This window comes from Streptomyces sp. YJ-C3 (genome assembly GCF_053891275.1).
In genome coordinates this window covers 1,701,261-1,720,996 of record NZ_CM132685.1, presented here as the reverse complement: position 1 = coordinate 1,720,996, position 19,736 = coordinate 1,701,261, and the positions used below count along the sequence as shown (strand labels likewise).

At 72.0% G+C, this 19,736-nt stretch carries 13 protein-coding genes; all 13 read right to left on the bottom strand.

Annotation, left to right across the window (positions count from 1 at the left end):
* Positions 1 to 6 precede the first annotated feature (6 nt).
* Entirely contained in the window at positions 7 to 3,108 is a 3,102-nt protein-coding gene (locus tag ACVHNB_RS07670) for a helix-turn-helix transcriptional regulator (RefSeq protein WP_456227675.1), read from the bottom strand.
* A gap of 158 nt (positions 3,109 to 3,266) precedes the next feature.
* Positions 3,267 to 3,449: a hypothetical protein gene (locus tag ACVHNB_RS07665; protein WP_456227674.1), complete on the bottom strand. Its 183-nt coding sequence runs from the start codon at positions 3,447 to 3,449 to the stop codon at positions 3,267 to 3,269.
* 235 nt (positions 3,450 to 3,684) lie between these two features.
* Positions 3,685 to 4,320, bottom strand: coding sequence for a hypothetical protein (locus ACVHNB_RS07660; protein ID WP_456227673.1), 636 nt, complete (start codon positions 4,318 to 4,320; stop codon positions 3,685 to 3,687).
* 35 nt (positions 4,321 to 4,355) lie between these two features.
* A complete protein-coding gene (locus ACVHNB_RS07655) occupies positions 4,356 to 4,925 on the bottom strand; it encodes a GNAT family N-acetyltransferase (protein ID WP_428952155.1) in 570 nt (189 codons plus the stop codon).
* Complete coding sequence (locus tag ACVHNB_RS07650; protein ID WP_456227672.1) at positions 4,903 to 7,164, bottom strand: MMPL family transporter; 2,262 nt, start codon at positions 7,162 to 7,164, stop codon at positions 4,903 to 4,905. The genes ACVHNB_RS07655 and ACVHNB_RS07650 overlap by 23 nt, the downstream gene beginning before the upstream one ends.
* 177 nt (positions 7,165 to 7,341) lie before the next feature.
* Positions 7,342 to 9,372, bottom strand: a complete 2,031-nt coding sequence (locus tag ACVHNB_RS07645) for a phosphocholine-specific phospholipase C (protein WP_456228849.1) — start codon at positions 9,370 to 9,372, stop codon at positions 7,342 to 7,344.
* Positions 9,373 to 9,577: 205 nt separating this feature from the next.
* The gene (locus ACVHNB_RS07640) at positions 9,578 to 10,816 is read right to left on the bottom strand and encodes an SLC13 family permease (protein WP_456227671.1); all 1,239 of its coding nucleotides are present in this window, start codon (positions 10,814 to 10,816) and stop codon (positions 9,578 to 9,580) included.
* Between the two features lie 115 nt (positions 10,817 to 10,931).
* Complete coding sequence (gene gatB / locus ACVHNB_RS07635) at positions 10,932 to 12,446, bottom strand: Asp-tRNA(Asn)/Glu-tRNA(Gln) amidotransferase subunit GatB (RefSeq protein ID WP_428952159.1); 1,515 nt, start codon at positions 12,444 to 12,446, stop codon at positions 10,932 to 10,934.
* Positions 12,447 to 12,462: 16 nt separating this feature from the next.
* Complete coding sequence (locus ACVHNB_RS07630) at positions 12,463 to 12,696, bottom strand: hypothetical protein (RefSeq protein WP_266873138.1); 234 nt, start codon at positions 12,694 to 12,696, stop codon at positions 12,463 to 12,465.
* A 5-nt stretch (positions 12,697 to 12,701) separates the two neighbouring features.
* Positions 12,702 to 14,195, bottom strand: coding sequence for an Asp-tRNA(Asn)/Glu-tRNA(Gln) amidotransferase subunit GatA (gene gatA / locus ACVHNB_RS07625; protein WP_456227670.1), 1,494 nt, complete (start codon positions 14,193 to 14,195; stop codon positions 12,702 to 12,704).
* Positions 14,196 to 14,200: 5 nt separating this feature from the next.
* A complete protein-coding gene (gatC, locus tag ACVHNB_RS07620) occupies positions 14,201 to 14,497 on the bottom strand; it encodes an Asp-tRNA(Asn)/Glu-tRNA(Gln) amidotransferase subunit GatC (RefSeq protein ID WP_018531282.1) in 297 nt (98 codons plus the stop codon).
* Between the two features lie 279 nt (positions 14,498 to 14,776).
* The gene (locus tag ACVHNB_RS07615) at positions 14,777 to 17,260 is read right to left on the bottom strand and encodes a putative bifunctional diguanylate cyclase/phosphodiesterase (protein ID WP_428952161.1); all 2,484 of its coding nucleotides are present in this window, start codon (positions 17,258 to 17,260) and stop codon (positions 14,777 to 14,779) included.
* Between the two features lie 231 nt (positions 17,261 to 17,491).
* A complete protein-coding gene (gene ligA, locus ACVHNB_RS07610) occupies positions 17,492 to 19,732 on the bottom strand; it encodes an NAD-dependent DNA ligase LigA (RefSeq protein ID WP_456227669.1) in 2,241 nt (746 codons plus the stop codon).
* Between the last annotated feature and the right edge of the window lie 4 nt (positions 19,733 to 19,736).

Below are 19,736 nucleotides of genomic sequence, written 5' to 3'. Positions count from 1 at the left end.
GTCGGGTCAGGCCGTGGTGCCGGGCGGCACGAGCGCCGGATGCTCCGGGAAGAGGCGCAGCCGGTGGGCCAGGGCCGCCGCCTCACCGCGGCCCGCGACGCCCAGCTTGGCGAGGATGTTGGAGACGTGGACGCTGGCCGTCTTCGGGGAGATGAAGAGCTCCTCGGCGATCTGCCGGTTGCTGCGGCCGGCGGTGACCAGGCGCAGGACGTCGCGCTCGCGGCTGGTGAGGCCGAACTCCTCGGCGGGGTCGGCCGGGGCGTCCCGGCGTGGCTCGTCACGGTGGAGGCTGATCCGGGCGCGCTGGGCGAGCAGGGCGACGGACTCGCTGAGCGGGCGGGCGCCGAGGTGGTCGGCGACGGCGCTGACGAGGCGGAGCAGTGGGGTGGCGCGGTCGCGGTCGTTCTCGGTCGTGCCGCCGCTCGTGGGGGCGGGGACGAGGAGGGACTCGGCGAGGCGGAGGCGGGCGCGGGCCAGGTCGTAGGGCCGGTCGAGGGGTTCGAGGGAGGTGACGGTGGCGGACCAGTCGTCGGGGGTGTCGCGGCCCTCGGCGCGCAGGAGTTCGGCGCGGACCCACTGTTCGTGGGCGTGCCAGACGGGGACCAGGGCGGCCTGGTGCTTGGCGGCGTCCCTGATGCGGGCGATGGCGTCGGCGCGGCCGGTGTCGGCGGCGGGCAGGCCGCGGGCGTCGGCCTCCGCGGCGGCGGCCGTGCGCAGCAACGGCCAGATGTAGCGGTGACTGGAGTGCGGCAGGCCGGCGGTGACGAGGGCGTCGAGTTCGGCACGGGCGTCGAGGAGGCGGCCCTGGGCGGCGGCGAGAGCGAGGGCGAGATGGGCGAGGGGCAGGGAGTGCTGTGGCATCGGGTCGTGCGTGCCGTGGTGCTCATGGGCGGCCGCCAGCTGGTCGGCCGCTTCCTGAAGGGCGCCGCGGCCGAGGGCGAGGGTCGCGAGGTGCACGCAGGAGGTGCCGCGGGGCTTGGTGCTGAGGGCGGAGCGGCGGGTCCAGTCGGCGGCCTTGAAGGCCTCGTCCCAGTGGCCGAGGGAGAGCAGGGACTCGGCCTTGTTGGAGCGGACCCAGCCCTTGGTGTCGGTGAGGCCGTAGCGGCGGCACAGGGCGATGCCCTCGTCGCAGATGCGGACGGCCTCCTCGGAGCGGCCGACGCCCTCGAGGACGGAGGGCAGGTTGACGTTGACGTTGTTGATGCGGGTGAGCAGGCCGAGCTCGATGGAGCCGTCGCGGGCGGCGTACATCTCGGCGAAGCCCCGCTCGATGTCGCCGGCGTCGACGAGGAGGCCGCCGAGGATGAGGCGGGCGTGCAGTTCGGTCTCGGCGGCGCCGACCATGTGGGCGTACTCGACGGCGCGTTCGGCCGCGGCCAGGGTCTCCGCGCCCGGGCTGTGCAGCATGCCCCAGGCGGCGGCGTGGGTGAGGACCTCGGCGTGCACCTCGGACGGTGGCAGGCCGCGGACCAGTTCCTGGGCGGTGGCGATCTCGTGCCAGCCGTCGCCGCGGCCGGTGTGGGAGATGATCCGGGAGCGCTGGATCCAGAACCAGGCGGCGCGCAGCGGGTCGCCGTCGCCGCCCGCCGCGGCCTCCTCCAGGAGCCCGAGCGCACGCTTGCCGATCTTCATGGCGCGTTCCCGCTCCCCGCAGAGGCGGCCGGCGTCGGCGGCCTCGGCCAGCAGGTCGAGATAGGTGAGCGGGGTCTCGGCCGGGTCGCAGTTGCAGGCCAGATAGGCCTCCGCGTAGTCGCCCATGCGCAGGGCCGCGCGGATCTCCTCGGGTGCGGCGTCCCACAGTTCCATCGCCCGCTCCAGGAGCCTGAGCTGCTCGGAGTAGGCGTGCCGGCGGCGGGCCTCGACGGAGGCGTCGAGGACGGCGGGCAGGGCCTTCGCGGGGTCGTGGGCGTGGTACCAGTACGTGGCCAGGCGCATGGCGCGGGCGTCGGCGGGGACGAGCGCCGGGTCGGCCTCGAGTGCTTCGGCGTAGCGGCGGTTGAGGCGGGAGCGCTCGCCGGGCAGCAGGTCGTCGCTGACGGCCTCGCGGACCAGGGAGTGGCGGAAGCGGTAGCCGTCGCCGTCCTGGGAGGCGAGCAGGATGTTGGCGCCGACGGCGGCGCGCAGGGCGTCGATGAGTTCGTCCTCGCCGAGCCGGGCGACGGCGGCGAGCAGCGGGTACTCGACGGTGGAGCCGCCCTCGGCGCAGATCCGGGCGACGCGCTGGGCGGACTCGGGCAGCGATTCGACACGGACGAGGAGGACGTCGCGCAGCGAGTCGGTGAGGCCGGTGGCACAGCCCTCGGCGGCGGAGACGGCGAGTTCCTCGACGAAGAAGGCGTTGCCGTCGGAGCGCCGGAAGATGTCGTCGATGACGGTCCGGTCGGGTTCGGCGGCCATGATCCCGGCGACCTGACGGGCCACTTCGCCGCGGTTGAGGCGGCCGAGTTCGATGCGGGTGACGGTGCGCAGCCGGTCGAGTTCGGCGAGCAGGGGGCGCAGCGGATGGCGGCGGTGCACGTCGTCGGCGCGGTAGGTGGCGACGAGGGCGAGGCGGCCGCTGCGCAGCGTGCGGAAGAGGTACGAGAGGAGGTGGCGGGTGGAGGCGTCCGCCCAGTGCAGGTCTTCGAGGACCACGACGACGGTGTGTTCGGCGGCGACGCGCTCCAGGAGGCGCCCGGTGAGTTCGAAGAGGCGGGCGGTGGTGCTCTCGTCGCTGCGTCCGTCGAGGCCCCGGCCCCGGTGCGCCCGGTCGCTCAGCTCGGGCAGGATCCGGGCCAGTTCGTCCTCGCGGCCGGCGGCGGCGGTGTCGAAGGCGTCGGGGAGCTTGCGGCGCAGGGCGCGCAGGGCTGTGGAGAAGGGGGCGAAGGGCAGCCCGTCGGCGCCGATCTCGACGCAGCCGCCGGTGACGACGACGGCGTCCCGCCGGCACGCTCCGGCGGCGAACTCCTCGACGAGCCGGGTCTTGCCGACCCCGGCTTCACCGCCGAGCAGCAGCGCCTGCGGCTCGCCGGCGACGGCGCGTGCGAGAGCGGTGTTGAGTGCGCCCAGTTCGTCGGCGCGGCCGACGAAGACCGGGCTGACGGACCTGGTTTCCACATCGCCGAGCATCGCACACGGATACGAGAGGGCGGCAGGGTTTTCGGCGCTGGGCAGAAGGGGTGCTCGGCCTTGGGGGCCCGGGGCCGGGCGGGAAGGGAGGGCGGCAGGCAGTCCGCCCTCCCCGGTGGGCTCCCCCGTCACCGTTCCCCCGGACCGAGGTGTCGCGCTCATGCCGTGCGTGCGGCACGGTGCCGGCGCGGCCGGTGGGTACTCACCCGCCCCTCGGCCTCCTGGCCGCCGGACCGGCGCGCGGCGCGGCGGGCCTTGGAGGCGGTGCGGGCCAGACGGTGGGCCTCGGCCTGCTGGATGAGTTCGCCGGAGCGGATCTGGTGGATCTCGTACTCGAACATGTCGTCTCCCTGGTGACGATCGCTGCGGTTCTCGCGGACCGTTTTCCGCGATGCCTCAACTTTCGTTTCCCAGGGGGGTGCGCCACATCGGGAGAGTGCCGCATGTTCGGGGACGGGGATGCCTTACGCCGGACCAGGGGGGCCTTAGGTGCCCGGGGCCGGACGGCCGCGACCGCCTAAGGCGCCCGAGCTGCCTAAGGCGCCTGAGGCGGCCGAGGCAGGTACCGGCACTGCCTCAGCTGGTCTTCGGCAGGCCCAGGATCAGGTCGGAGTACTTGGCGACGGCGAGCAGCAGTCCGAGGACGCCGAGCGAGACGCCGGCCCAGGCGGTCGACTTGATCCAGGTCGCCTGCGCCTTGCCGGGCACGCCGAACGCGGGCTTCACCAGGACGAACGCGCCGACGAGGAGGGCGACCAGGGAGAAGATCCCGCCGACCACGGCGGCGGCGTGCCAGGAGTCGCCGTAGACCTCGGAGACCTGCTTGGCGACGCTCGCGGTCTGCGTGGTGTTGAGCTGGCCGATGAGCGACTCGCGGGCCGAGGCGATGGTGCCGAGCCAGCCGCCGCTGAGCGCGACGACGCCGAGGGCCACGGACACGATGGCGCCGGCGCCCTGGCCGACACCGACCGGACGCGGGGCGGCCTCGGCGGCCTCGGCGGCCTCGGCGTCATCGGCGTCGAGTTCGTCGTCCGCGGCCACGTCGTCCGCGGCGTCGGCGTTGTCCTCGGGCGCGCTGTCCTCGGTCTGGGTGGCCTCGGTCCGGGGCACCTCGGCGGCCTCGGGGCCGGCCGTCGGCTCGGTCGCCTCGACGGCCTCCTCGTTCTCCTTCCGCTCGGCGGCGTCGGGCTGCGCATCAGTCTTCGTAGTCATGCTGCGCACCGTACGGACGGAGTCTGAGAGGTCTCTTAATGTTTCCTGTGCGCGTCGCGTGCGCTGCGCCACTCCGGGGCGAGGACGGACCAGATTTCCTCGTCGTGCCGTACTCCGTCGTAGAGGAAGGCCTCGCGCAGTACGCCGTCGCGCCGCATTCCGAGGCGGCGGGCGACATTGATGCTGGGTGCGTTGCCGGCCGCGGCGATCCACTCGACGCGGTGGATGCCGCGCTCCTCGACCGCCCAGTCGATGAGGATCCGGGCCGCGCGGGTGACGAGGCCGCGTCCGGTGGCCGCGGGCTCCAGCCAGCAGCCGACCTCGCAGGTGCCGGCGGCCGCGTCGAAGACCCGGAAGAGGACGCCGCCGACGAGTTTTCCGTCCAGCCAGATGCCGTGCAGGCTGCCGTTGTCCGCGGCGCGCTTGTCCGCGTAGCGCTGGATGAGGGCGCGCGCGGAGTCGGCATCGGTGGCGTCCTGCCCGAACGGGATGAAGCGCCCGATGAACTCGCGGCCGCGGTCGAGGTGGCTCAGGAGGTCCTCGGCGTGCCAGGTCTCCAGGGGGCGCAGCTCGGCGCTGCCGTCACCCAGCGGTATCGCGTACATCGGGCTCCTTCGTGGTCACGTCGTCCAGCGCGTCGCCCACCGCGCCGCGCTGCCCGGGGATCCTCGCACCCGCGGCGGCCGCCCGGCACTCCGGAGGCTCGATGCTGAGGCGGGGCAGGCACCGGTCGAGCCACTTGGGCAGCCACCAGTTGGCGCCGCCGAGCAGATGCATCAGGGCGGGTACCAGGAGCGTACGCAGGATGAACGCGTCGACGGCGACCGCGACGGCCAGTGCGATGCCGAACATCGCGATCACCCGGTCCCCGCTGAGCACGAAGGCCAGGAAGACCGAGATCATGATCACCGCCGCGGAGTTGATCACGCGGCTGGTCTCGGCGAGGCCGACGCGGACGGCCCGCCGGTTGTCCCCGGTCTCCAGCCACTCCTCGTACATCCGGCTCACGAGGAACACCTGGTAGTCCATGGAGAGCCCGAAGAGGACCGACACCATGATCACCGGGAGGAACGGTTCGATCGGGCCGGATCTGCCGAGACCGAGGAGCTCGCTCCCCCAGCCCCACTGGAAGATCGCGACGACGACACCGAAGGCGGCGGCGACGGCGGCGACGTTCATCGCGGCGGCCTTCAGGGGGATGCCGAGCGAGCGGAACGCGAGCAGCAGGAGCACGCAGCCGAGGCCGACCACGACGCCCACGAACAGCGGCAGCTTGCCGATGATGACCTCGGCGAAGTCGTCGTAGCTGGCGGTGACACCGCCGACCTGGACGTTCAGCGAGCTGTCCTGCTCGGCGTCGGGGACGATGTCGGAGCGCAGCCGGTCGACGAGGTCGCTGGTCCGGTCGGACTGGGGCGCGGAGGCCGGGACGACGGTGAGGTGGGCGGCGCTGTCGTCGTGGTTGTACGTCACCGGGGAGACGGCGGCGACGCCCTCGGTGTGGCGCAGCTGGCCCGCGAGCTGTCCGAGGGCGCGCTTGTCCTGGGCCCCGTCCACCTCGCTGACCAGGGTGAGCGGCCCGTTCACGCCGGGGCCGAAGTGGTCGGCGAGCAGGTCGTAGGCCTGGCGCGTGGTGCTGGACCTGGGGTTGTTGCCCTGGTCGGAGGTGCCGAGGTGGAGGGAGAGGGTGGGCAGGGCCAGGACCGTGATGACGGCGAGGGCGAGGCCGCCGAGCAGTTTCGGGTGGCGTTCGACGAAGGCGGCCCAGCGGGCGGCGAGCCCGGTCGGGATCTCCGGTTCCGGCCCGTGGGCGGCGAGCCGGCGCCGCTCGCGCCGCGACAGGGCCCGCATCCCGATGAAGGAGAGCAGCCCGGGCAGCAGGGTCACCGAGGCGGCGACGGTGAGCAGCACGGTCACGGACGCGGCGATCGCGACGCCGTTGAGGAAGCTGAGCCGCAGGATGAGCATGCCGAGCAGGGCGATGCAGACGGTGGCGCCCGCGAAGACGACGGCCCGTCCGGTGGTGGCCACGGCCCGCTCGGCGGCGACCGCGACCGGCAGGCCGCGCTTCAGGCCGCGTCTGTGCCGGGTGACGATGAACAGCGCGTAGTCGATGCCGACGCCGAGTCCGACGAGCATGCCGAGCATCGGGGCGAAGTCCGCGACGGTCATCGCGTGGCCGAGCAGCACGATGCCCGCGTAGGCGGTGCCGACGCTGACGAGCGCGGTGGCGATGGGCAGGGCGGCCGCCGCGAGGGATCCGAAGGCGAGGAAGAGCACGACGGCCGCGACCACGACGCCGACGATCTCGGACAGATGGGCCGACGCCGGTTCGGTGAGCGCGACGGCGCTGCCGCCGAGCTCGACCTGCAGTCCGTCGGGCCCGTGCGCCTCGGCGTCGCGCGCCGTGTCCACGACGGTCTGGGCCTGGCTCTTCGGGATGTCGTCGGCCTGCCGCTCGAAGGTGATCGTGGCGTAGGCGGTGTGCCCGTCGGCGCTGATCTGCCCGGCGCCCTGGGCGTCGTAGGGTGAGACGACGGACGAGACGCCGGGCAGTTTCCCGATCTGGCGCAGCGTGTTGCTCATCGCCGTCTCGACGTCGGCGGCGCGCACGGTGGAGCCGTCGATGTGCCAGACGACGGTGTCGCTGTCGCCGCCGAGGCCGGCGAAGCCCTCGTTCAGGAGCTGGGTGGCCCGCCCCGATTCGGTGCCGGGTGCCTCGTAGTCGTTCGAGTACGCGGATCCGGCGACCGCGGCCGCCGCGCTCGTACCGCCGAGCGCGAGCAGCCACAGCAGAACGACGACGAGCCGGTGCCTGACACACCACCGTGCGAGTGCGGCCACGGACGTGCTCCCTGGGGGTTTTATGGATCTTTATCGGGAACAGTCGGTGATCAGCTGAAACCATCTGAACTAACCCGCAAAGAACACTTGAGCAGTGGCCAGCCACTCTTACAGGCAGAAGTGATCCTTTGTCGCTTTCGTGGGTTTACTCACATGGGTCGGCGCGGGGTGTACCGATCAGCCGGACACGCTCGTCCGGCCGTTCTCGATGTGCCCCGCGAGACGCCGTTCGAAGTCGCCGCCGGAGCTGACCTCGACGTCGTACCAGCCGTGCGTCCGCTCCGTCTCGTGCACCACGGTGACGGTCCGGCCGGGCCGGACGGCAACCGTCCGCTTTCCTACGGTGAACGTCCGCGCCGTCTCCCCCGTGCCACGCAGCCGAATACGCAGGGCACGTGCGCGGGCGTCCACGGTGGTCGTGACGTCGGCCCCGAAGTCCGTACGTCCCCGGAACTCGCGCCGGAATCCGTTGGGGCCGGTCACCACGAAGTCGTAGGCGCCGTCGCGGACGGGCACGGTCACGGTCGCGTCCCGTACGACGTCGAAGTGCTGGGGCAGCGCGAACTCCCCCGCGTAGGGGTAGAGCGTGAAGTGGGCGCTGGAGCGGCCGGTGTTGGCGAGGTTCAGCGTCAGCTTCCCGTCGTGCACGCGCACGTGGGCGTCGGGCTGGTACGGCAGGGCGCGGGCCGGTCGGGTGCCGGGCTCCTGCTCGGGCATCGACTGCTTCAGGGGCGGCTGCGGGGCCCAGCGTCCGCTGAACTCCGGGATGGCGCCGGGCTGTTCGACCTCGGGCTGCCGGTGGCCGTGCCGGAAGTCGAAGGCGCCGGTCAGATCGCCGGTGACCTGGCGGCGCCAGGCGCCGATGTTCGGTTCGCGCACGCCGGTCCACTGTTCCAGGAACCGGATCACGGAGGTGTGGTCGAAGACCTCCGAGCACACGTACCCGCCCACGGTCCACGGCGAGACGACGAGCATCGGCACCCGCACGCCGAGCCCGGTGGGCAGACCCTGCCACCGCTCCTCGGTGACGTCGGGTCCGGGGACGGGCGGCGGCACGTGGTCGAAGAAGCCGTCGTTCTCGTCGTAGTTGATGAACACGGCGGTCTTCTTCCACACCTCCGGGTGCGAGGCGAGCGCGTCGAGCACCTTGTAGACGATGGTCGCGCTGTGGATCGGCGAGGAGACCGAGGGGTGCTCGGAGTCGACGGCGGACGGCACGAGGTAGGAGACGCGCGACAGCTTCCCGGCGGCGACGTCCGCGGCGAAGGTCTCCGCGAGCTTCCCGGTCGGCACGCGCCGCAGCGCCCGCTCGAACAGGGAGCGCTCGCTCTTGCTCAGCGTCGCGACGCCGTTGTCCAGCGTGGCGAGCAGTGCGGCGCGCTCGGCGTCGTCCTTCGCGTCGCGCACCTTGGCGTAGAAGGCCTCCATGTACGTGAGGCCGGTGCCGGCCAGCACCTTGCGCGCGATGGCCTTGAAGGTGGTGAAGAACTCGATCTGGTTGTCGGTGAAGTTCTCCCACTCGGTGTACGTCCGCCAGCTCACGCCCGCCTTCTCCAGGCGCTCGGCGTACGTGCCCCAGTCGTACCCGGGGTGGGTGCCCTCGTCGTAGGCGTCGTTGCCGACGGCCCGGTTCCCGTTCGCCTCGAAGCCGGTCTTCCCGCTCCACAGGTGGTTGCGGTTGGGGCTGGTCGAGGAGTGGATGGAGGAGTGGTACGCGTCGCAGACGGTGAAGGTGTCGGCGAGTTCGTAGTGGAGCGGGATGTCCTCGCGCGTGTAGTACGCCATCGTGGCCGCGGTCTTCGCGGTGATCCACCCGTCGTGCCAGCCGTCGTGCCAGGCCTTGGCGCCGCCGGACCAGGAGTGGTCGAGGGCGCCGATGTACTGGAGGTCCTTCTTCTGCGTCGCGGCCGCTTCTCGTACGGGGAACGGCAGGACGGTACGCAGCACACCCGGCTGCTCGAAGACGCTTCTGCCGCTCGGGAGCCGGATCGCGTTGCGGTCGCCGAAGCCGCGCACGCCGCGCAGGGTGCCGAAGTAGTGGTCGAAGGACCGGTTCTCCTGCATCAGGATCACGACGTGCTCGATCGCGTCGAGCCCGCCGCGGGGCGGTGCGCCCGTCTCGGCCTGGGCGGCGAGGGCCTGCTGCAGCGAGGGCGGCAGGAAGGATCCGGCGGCTGCGGCGCCGAGCGCTCCCCCGCCGATGGCCATGAGGCGTCTGCGGGACAACTCCGGGGACTCCGAGGACGGTGACACGGGACCTCCGCGTGTAATGGTCTGCAACTGACCCATTGACTGGTTCGGCGGGGACGGTAGCGACGCCAGATGTCCCTGGGAAGTACGCGAACCAGCCGAAACGTAAACGTCCAAGCATCCAGGACAAAGGTCCAACCGCGAGGGCGCGCTCCGGTGGGTGCTAGCCGAGCAGCGCCAGTCCGGCCCACAGGGCCGCCGTCGAGGCGATCAGCGTCGCGGGCACCGTGAGCAGGCCGAGCCGGGTGAAGTCGCCGAGGTCGGGCTCCGTGCCGTGGGCGTGCACGATGCGCCGCCACAGCAGGGTCGCCAGGGATCCCACGTACGTGAGGTTCGGGCCGAGGTTGACGCCGATGAGCGCGGCGAGCACCGGGCCGGGGCCCGCGGGGCCGACCACGGGCAGCAGGGCCAGGATCGCGGGCAGGTTGTTGATGAGGTTGGCGAGCAGCGCGGCCACGCCGGTGATCGCGAGCAGGGTGAGCAGGGACGAGCCGTCGGGCAGGAGGTGCGCGATGCCGTCGCCGAGTCCGTTGTCGACGACCGCCTTGACCACGATGCCGAGGGCGAGGACGAAGAGGCAGAAGGGCAGGTTGGCGGCCTTGAGGAGTTCGCCGGGGGTGCTGCGTCGCTGCCCGAGCGACCGGGCCCCGAGCACGGCCGCGCCCGCGAGCGCCGCCCACAGCGGCTCGATCCCCGCGAACGACGTGACGACGAACCCGGCCAGCGTCAGCGCCAGCACCACGAGGGTGAACACCGGGACGCCGGGCGGCTCCTCGGGGTCGGGGTCGTGTGCGGGCGCCGCGAGATCGTCGGCGAAGTACCACCGGAACACCGCGTACTCGACGCCGATCGCGACCAGCCACGGCAGGGCCATCAGCCCCGCGAACCGGCTGAACGTCAGGCCGCTCGCCGCGAACGCCAGCAGGTTCGTGAGGTTGGAGACGGGCAGCAGCAGGGACGCCGAGTTGGCGAGGTGGGCGCTCGCGTAGACGTGCGGGCGCGGGCGGGCGCCGATGCGGGCCGCGGTGGCGAAGACGACCGGGGTGAGCAGGACGACGGTGGCGTCCAGGCTGAGCACGGCGGTCACGCCCGCGGCGACCGCGAAGACCCCGCCGAGCATCCGCTTCGGACTGCCGTGACAGGCCCGTGCGACGGCGTCACCGGCCGCCTTGAACAGCCCTTCGTCGGCGCAGAGTTGCGCGAGGAGCAGGATCGCGGCGAGGAACCCGACGACCGGGAGGAGGTCCTTGGTCTCGGCCCAGGCGTGGCCGGGCGTGACCAGACCCAGGGCGACGGCGACACCGGCGGCGGGCACGGCGGCCACGGCCTCGGGCCAGTTGCGGGGACGGACGACCGCGAAGGCGAGGACGACGGCGAGAAGGGCGAGGGAGACGAGCAGCACGGACGAGCCCCGCCTTTCGGACGGGAGGCAGCGGGGTCCGGGGCGGAGCCCCGTGACGTGGACACAAGCGGGCGGCGGCGCACCGGAGAACCGGTGCCCCCCCGCCCGGAACGGCTCAGCCTTCGCTGACGCCCAGCTTCTCCAGGATCAGCTCCTTGACGCGCGCCGCGTCGGCCTGACCCCGGGTCGCCTTCATCACGGCGCCCACGAGGGCACCGGCGGCCGCGACCTTGCCGGACTGGATCTTGGCGACGATCCCGGCGTTGCCGGCGATGGCCTCGTCCACGGCCGCGGACAGCGCGCCCTCGTCCGAGACGACCTTCAGGCCGCGCTTGTCGACGACCTCGTCCGGCGTGCCCTCGCCCTTCAGGACACCGTCGATGACCTGGCGGGCCAGCTTGTCGTTGAGGTCGCCCTTGGCGACCAGCTCGGACACGCGGGCCACGTACTCGGGCGTGATGGGCAGTTCGCCGAGTTCTACGCCCTGCTCGTTGGCGTTGCGCGCCAGCTCGCCCATCCACCACTTGCGGGCGGAGGCCGAGTCGGCACCGGCGTTGATCGTGGCGACGATCGGGCCGATGGCGCCGGCGTTGCGGATCGACTGCATGTCGTGGGACGTGATGCCCCACTCCTCGATCAGCCGGTTGCGCTGCGCGAGCGGCAGCTCCGGGAGCTCGGCGCGCAGCGCCTCGACCCATTCGCGGGACGGGGCGACGGGCACCAGGTCGGGCTCCGGGAAGTACCGGTAGTCCTCGGCGTTGTCCTTGATGCGGCCCGACGTGGTGGAGCCGTCCTCCTCGTGGAAGTGACGGGTCTCCTGCACGATGGTGCCGCCGGAGTTCAGGACGGCCGCGTGCCGCTGGATCTCGAAACGCGCGGCGCGCTCGACGGAACGCAGGGAGTTCACGTTCTTCGTCTCGGAGCGCGTGCCGAACTCCTTGGTCCCGTTGGGACGCAGGGAGAGGTTCACGTCGCAGCGCATCTGGCCCTTGTCCATGCGGGCCTCGGAGACGTCGAGCGCCTTGATGACCTCGCGCAGCTCGGCGACGTACGCCTTGGCGACCTCGGGGGCCCGCTCGCCCGCGCCCTCGATCGGCTTGGTGACGATCTCGATGAGCGGGATGCCGGCGCGGTTGTAGTCGAGCAGCGAGTGCGAGGCGCCCTGGATGCGGCCGGTGGCACCGCCGACGTGCGTCGACTTGCCGGTGTCCTCCTCCATGTGGGCGCGCTCGATCTCCACGCGGAAGACCTCGCCGTCCTCCAGCTGTACGTCGAGGTAGCCGTTGAAGGCGATGGGCTCGTCGTACTGGGAGGTCTGGAAGTTCTTCGGCATGTCCGGATAGAAGTAGTTCTTCCGGGCGAAGCGGCACCACTCGGCGATCTCGCAGTTCAGCGCGAGACCGATCTTGATGGCGGACTCGACGCCGATCTCGTTCACGACCGGCAGCGCGCCGGGCAGGCCGAGACAGGTCGGGCAGGTCTGGCTGTTGGCGTCCTGCTTCAGCTCGGTGGAGCAGCCGCAGAACATCTTCGTCTTGGTGCCGAGTTCGACATGGACCTCGAGGCCCATGACGGGGTCGTACGTCGCGAGGGCTTCCTCGTACGACACCAGGTCAGTCGTGGCAGTCACGGTGAAACTTTCCCTCTCAGCCCAGCAGGACGTCGTCGTCGCCCAGGCGCTTGAGCTCCCGGTAGAGGATCGCCAGGCCGGTAGCGATGGCGGCGGCGGACACGGCGGCGTCGATCAGCCGCAGGGTGTCGTTGTCGTTGCGGGCCATCTTCGCCTGCTTCGCGACGCTGATCGCGCCGAAGGCGGTGCTGGCCAGCGAGACGTAGACGCCGGTCTTGGACTTCTTGAAGTTCTTGGCCTTCTTTGCCATGGCACTCACAGCGACGGAGCCTCCTCAAGCAGCGGGTGGCCCCACTTTTCCACGAAGGCGGCCTCGACGGCGGCGCCCACCTTGTACAGGCGGTCGTCCTTCATGGCGGGGGCGATGATCTGCAGGCCGACCGGCAGCCCGTCCTCCGGAGCCAGGCCGCAGGGCAGCGACATGGCGGAGTTGCCGGCCAGGTTGGTCGGGATGGTGCACAGGTCCGCGAGGTACATCGCCATCGGGTCGTCGGCGCGCTCGCCGATCGGGAAGGCGGTGGTCGGCGTCGTCGGCGAGACGATGACGTCCACGCTCTCGAAGGCGGCCTCGAACTCGCGGGTGATGAGCGTGCGGACCTTCTGGGCGCTGCCGTAGTACGCGTCGTAGTAGCCGGAGCTCAGCGCGTACGTGCCCAGGATGATGCGGCGCTTGACCTCGTCGCCGAAGCCGGCCTCACGGGTGAGGGCGGTGACGTCCTCGGCGGAGCGCGTGCCGTCGTCGCCGACCCGCAGGCCGTAGCGCATGGCGTCGAACCGGGCGAGGTTCGAGGAGCACTCGGACGGCGCGATCAGGTAGTACGCCGACAGGGCCAGGTCGAAGGTCGGGCAGTCCAGCTCGACGATCTCGGCGCCCAGCGACTTGAGCAGCTCGACGGACTCGTCGAAGCGCTGCACGACGCCGGCCTGGTAGCCCTCGCCGCGGAACTGCTTGACGACGCCGACGCGCATGCCCTGCACGCTGCCGTTGCGGGCGGCCTCGACGACCGGCGGGACCGGGGCGTCGATGGACGTCGAGTCGAGCGGGTCGTGCCCGGCGATGACCTCGTGCAGCAGCGCGGCGTCGAGGACGGTGCGGGCGCACGGGCCGCCCTGGTCCAGGGAGGACGAGAACGCGACCATGCCGTACCGCGAGACGCCGCCGTACGTGGGCTTGACGCCGACGGTGCCGGTGACGGCGGCGGGCTGGCGGATCGAGCCGCCGGTGTCCGTGCCGATGGCGAGCGGGGCCTCGTAGGCGGCGAGCGCGGCGGACGAGCCGCCGCCGGAGCCGCCGGGGATGCGGGTGAGGTCCCACGGGTTGCCGGTCGGGCCGTACGCACTGTTCTCCGTCGACGACCCCATGGCGAACTCGTCCATGTTGGTCTTGCCGAGGATGACGACGTCGGCGGCCTTCAGCTTCTTCGTCACCGTCGCGTCGTACGGCGGGATCCAGCCCTCGAGGATCTTGGAGCCGACCGTGGTCGGAACGCCCTCGGTGGTGAAGATGTCCTTCAGCGCGAGCGGGACGCCGGCCAGCGGGCCGAGCTTCTCGCCCTTGGCGCGCTTCTCGTCGACGGCGCGGGCCTGCGCGAGGGCGCCCTCGCGGTCGACGTGCAGGAAGGCGTGCACCTTCTCGTCGACGGCCTCGATCCGGGCCAGGTGGGCCTCGGTGACCTCGACGGCCGTGAGCTCGCCGGAAGCGATCTTCGCGGCGGTCTCGGCGGCGGTGAGCTTGATGATGTCCGTCATGGTGATTAGTCCTCCCCCAGGATCTGCGGCACCTTGAAACGCTGCTGCTCCTGGGCCGGGGCGCCGGAGAGCGCCTGCTCGGGGGTGAGCGACGGACGGACCTCGTCCGCGCGCATGACGTTCGTCAGCGGCAGCGGGTGGGAGGTCGGCGGTACGTCTTGGTCGGCGACCTCGCTGACGCGGGCGACCGCGCCGATGATGTCGTCGAGCTGGCCGGCGAAGTGGTCGAGCTCTTCGGGCTTCAGCTCCAGACGCGCCAGCCGGGCGAGGTGGGCGACCTCCTCGCGCGTGATGCCAGGCATGCAGCGATCCTCTGGGGTGAGAGTGTGTGGTTTGAGCCCAATCCTATGGGGCCCGACACCGTGCCCGGTAAACGGTTTGTTCCCGGCGCCGACTCAGCGCCTTTTGTCCGGTTCGGCACCGCGCCTCGCGGCGACGGCACCCATCGCATTCAGCCGGCGCACACCGGCGCACAGGGGACCGGCGACCGGCGCTCCTGGTCGCCGGCTTCAGGGCCCACGCGAACGGCTCGGCCCGAGGCGTACGCCGTTCACGTGACGGTCTCCCCTGCGCGGGCGCCCTCAGCCCAGCGGATGAGGGTCGTCGCCCTTGGCCGCCGGGAGCGCCGCGGGCGTCCGCTGCCAGCCGCGGGAGCCACGGGCGCGCAGCCAGGCCGTCGTCTCGTCCGGCGGCATCGCGGCGGCGACGAGCCAGCCCTGCACCGCGTCGCAGCCGAGGTCCCGCAGCCGCTCCCACGTCTCGTCGTCCTCGACGCCCTCGGCGACGACCAGCAGGCCGAGCGAATGGGCCAGGTCGACGGTGCAGCGCACGATCTCCGCGTCCTCGTTGTCCACGGCGAGCCGGGCCACGAACGAGCGGTCGATCTTCAGCTCGCTCACCGGGAGCCGCCGCAGGTGCACGAGGGACGAGTAGCCGGTGCCGAAGTCGTCCAGGGACATCTTCACGCCGTGGCCGGTCAGCCCGGCGAGGGTGTCCGCGGCCCGCTGCGGGTCCTCCAAGAGCACGTGTTCCGTTATCTCCAGCTGGAGCGATCCGGCCGGGACCCCGTGCCGGGCGAGCCGCGCCGCGACCGCGCCCGCGAACCCGGGGGTGTGCACGTCTCTGGGCGACACGTTCACCGCGACCGGCACGTGCAGCCCCTGGGCACGCCAGCGCGCCACCTGGGCCAGCGCCGTCTCCAGGACGTACTCGGTCAGGTGCGGCATCAGCCCGGAGGACTCGGCGATGGCGATGAACTCGTCCGGAGGAACCTTCCCTCGCTCGGGATGCACCCACCGTACGAGCGCTTCGAGGCCGGCCACCTGTCCGTCGAACCGCACCTTCGGCTGGTAGTGCAGCTCCACGTCCCCGGCGTCGAGCGCGCGCCGCAGATCGCCCAACAGGCCCAGCCGGTCGGGGGTGTTGGAGTCCCGCTTCGACTCGTACACCTCCACGCCGGTGCGGTCCCGCTTGGCCTGGTACATCGCGACGTCGGCGCGCCGCAGCAGCCCTTCGGCGTCGAGCGCGTGGTCGGGGAAGACGGCGAGCCCGGCGCTGGCCTCCAGGACCAGCGTCAGCCCGTCCAGGTCCAGCGGTGAGCCGAGCGCGGCGACGAGGTTCCGGGCGACGCGTGACGCGGACGTCGTGGAGTCGGCGACGGGGAGGAGCACGGCGAACTCGTCGCCGCCGAGGCGCGCGGCCTCCGCCCCGCGCGGCAGTGCGGCTCTCAGCCGATCCGCGATCTGCAGCAGGAGCCGGTCACCGGCGAGGTGCCCCAGCGTGTCGTTCACCGACCGGAAGCGGTCGAGGTCGATCAGCATGAGCGCGCTGCGCGCCCCGATCCGCTCGGCGTCGTCGAGCGCGGTCCAGGTGCGCTCCAACAGCCATTGCCGGTTGGGCAGTCCGGTGAGCGGGTCGCGCAACTGCTCCTCGGCGCGGGCCCGCGCGATCCACAGCGTCGAGTCGAGCGCGATCAGCGGGATCGCGAACAGCGGCAGCAGCACGGGCAGGGCGATCGCCACGACGCAGACCAGCGGGGCGATGCCGAGCAGCGCGACTCCGACCAGGCCCTGCCGCACCAGCGCGGTGCGCGCGACCGTCGGCAGGCCGGAGGGGCGCGGCGCGTGGACGTACCAGAGCAGACCACGGGTGACCAGCAGATACGCGGCCGCGACGAGCACGACCTCGGGCACCGCGTAGAAGTTCCAGGTCTCCGGTTCCCACGGGGCCTCGACGGACGGTACGCGGCCGAACGCGGCCAGCACGAGGGCGCCGGCGCCGATCCCGAGGATGTCGATCGCCCCGTGCAGTACGCCCTGGCGCCAGCGGTGCCGGCGGGCGATGCCGACGAGCACGACGACGGTGAGGCTGACCATCCCGGCGGGCACCCAGCCGTACAGCAGCAGCACGGCGAGGGTGAGGGCGGCGCCGGATGCGGTGCCGCCCCACCAGCGGTCGCGGCCGAGCGCGACGAGATGGCCGACGATGATGCCGGTCAGGACGGCGAGCGACCAGCCGACGGTGCCGGACGGGAAGAGGGCGTGGTCGCCGGTGAACGCCCGGTAGAACCCGGCGCCGAGGACGACCGCGGCGAGGGTGACGATCGCGCCGGGCAGCAGCGGCAGCGCGGCGGCCCGGGAGGTGCTGTCGGCCTGTCCGGTGTGCTGGTTGTGGGCCGGCGTCGCCGCGCCGACGTGACCGCCCCCGGGCGATGCCGTGCCGGTGGCCGTCACGCCGAGCGGGGCCGGTCCGCCCGTGGTCCGTGCTCCGGTCGAGCGACGCTCGCCGCCGGGCGCGACCGCGCCGCCGGGGCCGGTCGCCGGGGTGTGAGGGCCCCGGGCCCCGCCCGTACGGTCGAGGGCCGTCCGGATCCGGTCTCCGCGCGGTCCGAGGAGTCCCCGTCCCGCCTCGCGCCACCAATTGCGCCAGTTCACCACACCACCGCGCTCGTTCTCCCCGCGACCGCTCTCGCCGCCGTCGCCCCCGTCGTCATGAGTCGTCCCGCGCCGCGCACGTCGTCGCGGGCGCAGCCGTGAGTCCGCAGCGGCGCTCTCGGTCGGTTCCATTCCCGTCCCTCTCACAGCCGGCGGTGCCCACGTCCACTGCCCGCTCCTCCGGCTCCGGAGAGCCGGGGGATTTGCCCCATCCGCAGCAGGACTCGGCAGGCGCACACCCTCAACAGTAGGCCGCAGAAGGCTTCCACGGGCACCAGACGGATGCGCCCGAGCGCGGTTGCCCGAATGCGACCCGGCCACCCGTATGCATCTGGTATGCGCCGAACGGGTGGCCTTCAACCGCTACTCCGGGGTCGGTTCTTCAGCAGGAAGTGCCACTTCGGCGGCCGCTTCCGGGCCTTGGTCGAGGAGCACGGCGAACCCGTCCTCGTCCAGAACCGGAACCTTCACCTGCATGGCCTTGTCGTACTTGGACCCAGGGTTCTCCCCGACGACCACGAAGGACGTCTTCTTGGAAACGGAACCGGTGACCTTGGCCCCTCTGCTCTGCAGGGCCTCCTTGGCACCATCGCGCGTGTGGCGCTGCAGCGTTCCGGTGACGACGACGGTGAGTCCTTCGAGGGGCCGCGGCCCCTCGTCCTCGCCCCCGCCCTCTTCCTCCATGCGCACGCCGGCCTCGCGCCACTTGCGCAGGATCTCGCGGTGCCAGTCCTCGGCGAACCACTGCTTCACGGACGCGGCGATGATCCCGCCGACGCCGTCCGTCGCGGCGAGCTCCTCCTCGGTGGCCTGGTCGATGCGGTCGATGGAGCGGAACTCGCGGGCGAGCGCCTCGGCGGCGACGGGGCCGACGTGCCGGATGGAGAGGCCGTTGATGATGCGGGCCAGTGGGCGGTCCTTGGCCGCCGCGATGTGCTCCAGCATCGAGACGGCGTTCTTCTTCGGCTCGCCCTTCTGGTTGGCGAAGACCGTGACGACCTTGTCCTCGCCGGTCTTCGGGTCGCGCTTGGGCAGACCGCTGTCGGGGTCGAGGACGTACGCCTTGATGGGCAGCAGCTGCTCGATGACGAGGTCGAAGAGGTCGCCCTCGTCGGTGAGCGGCGGTTCGGCGGGCTCCAGCGGCGCGGTGAGCGCGGCGGCGGCGACCGCCCCGAAGTTCTCGATGTCCAGGCACTGACGGCCACCGAGGTAGAAGAGACGCTCGCGCAACTGGGCGGGGCACGTGCGGGCGTTGGGACACCGCAGGTCGATGTCGCCTTCCTTCATGGCCCGCAGCGGTGTGCCGCACTCGGGGCACTCGGCGGGCATCACGAACTCCCGCTCGCTGCCGTCGCGCAGGTCGGCGACGGGCCCGAGGATCTCGGGGATCACGTCACCGGCCTTGCGGATGACGACGGTGTCGCCGATCAGGACGCCCTTCTTCTTGACGACCTCCTGGTTGTGCAGCGTCGCGAACTCGACCTCGGAGCCCGCCACCGTCACCGGCTCCACCTGCGCGTACGGTGTGACACGGCCGGTACGGCCCACGCCCACGCGGATGTTGACCAGCTTGGTGTTGACCTCTTCGGGCGGGAACTTCCAGGCGATGGCCCAGCGCGGGGCGCGCGCGGTGGAGCCGAGGCGGCCCTGGAGCGGGATCTCGTCGAGCTTGATGACCGCGCCGTCGATCTCGTGCTCCACGGAGTGCCGGTTCTCTCCGTAGTACGCGATGAACTTCCGTACGCCGTCGAGGTCGTCGACCACCTTGTTGTGCTGGGCGGTGGGCAGGCCCCACTCGCGCAGCAGGTCGTACGCCTGCGACAGGCGGTCGATGTCGAAGCCCTCGCGGGCGCCGATGCCGTGGACGACCATGTGCAGCGGGCGGGTGGCGGTGACGCGCGGATCCTTCTGGCGCAGCGAACCCGCCGCCGCGTTACGGGGATTGGCGAAGGGCTTGTCGCCGGCTTCGACGAGCCGTGCGTTGAGCGCCTCGAACTCCTCCATCGGGAAGTAGACCTCGCCGCGGATCTCGACGAGGGCGGGGATACGGTCGCCCTTGAGGCGGTCGGGGATCTCCGCGATGGTGCGCACGTTCGGCGTGATGTCCTCGCCGACGCGGCCGTCGCCGCGCGTGGCCGCGCGCGTCAGTCGTCCGTCCTCGTAGGTGAGGTTGACCGCGAGGCCGTCGACCTTGAGCTCGCACAGGAAGTGGTAGCCGGGAGCGCCGACGTCCTTGGCGACGCGCTCGGCCCAGGCCGCCAGTTCGAGGTCGTCGAAGGCGTTGTCGAGGGAGAGCATGCGCTCGCGGTGCTCTACGGACGTGAACTCCGTCTGGTAGGCCCCGGCGACCTTCTGGGTCGGCGAGTCCGGGGTGCGCAGCTCCGGGTACTTCTCCTCCAGCGCCTCCAGGGCGCGCAGCAGCTTGTCGAAGTCGGCGTCGGAGACGACCGGCGCGTCGTTCACGTAGTAGCGGAAGCGGTGTTCTTCGATCTGCTCGGCCAGCCGGCCGTGCTCGTCCCGCGCCTCGGCGGGCACGGCGCTCTGCTGTGCGACCTGGTCGATCTTCTCGGCCTGTCCGGCCTGCTCAGCCTTTCCGGCAGCCACCGTC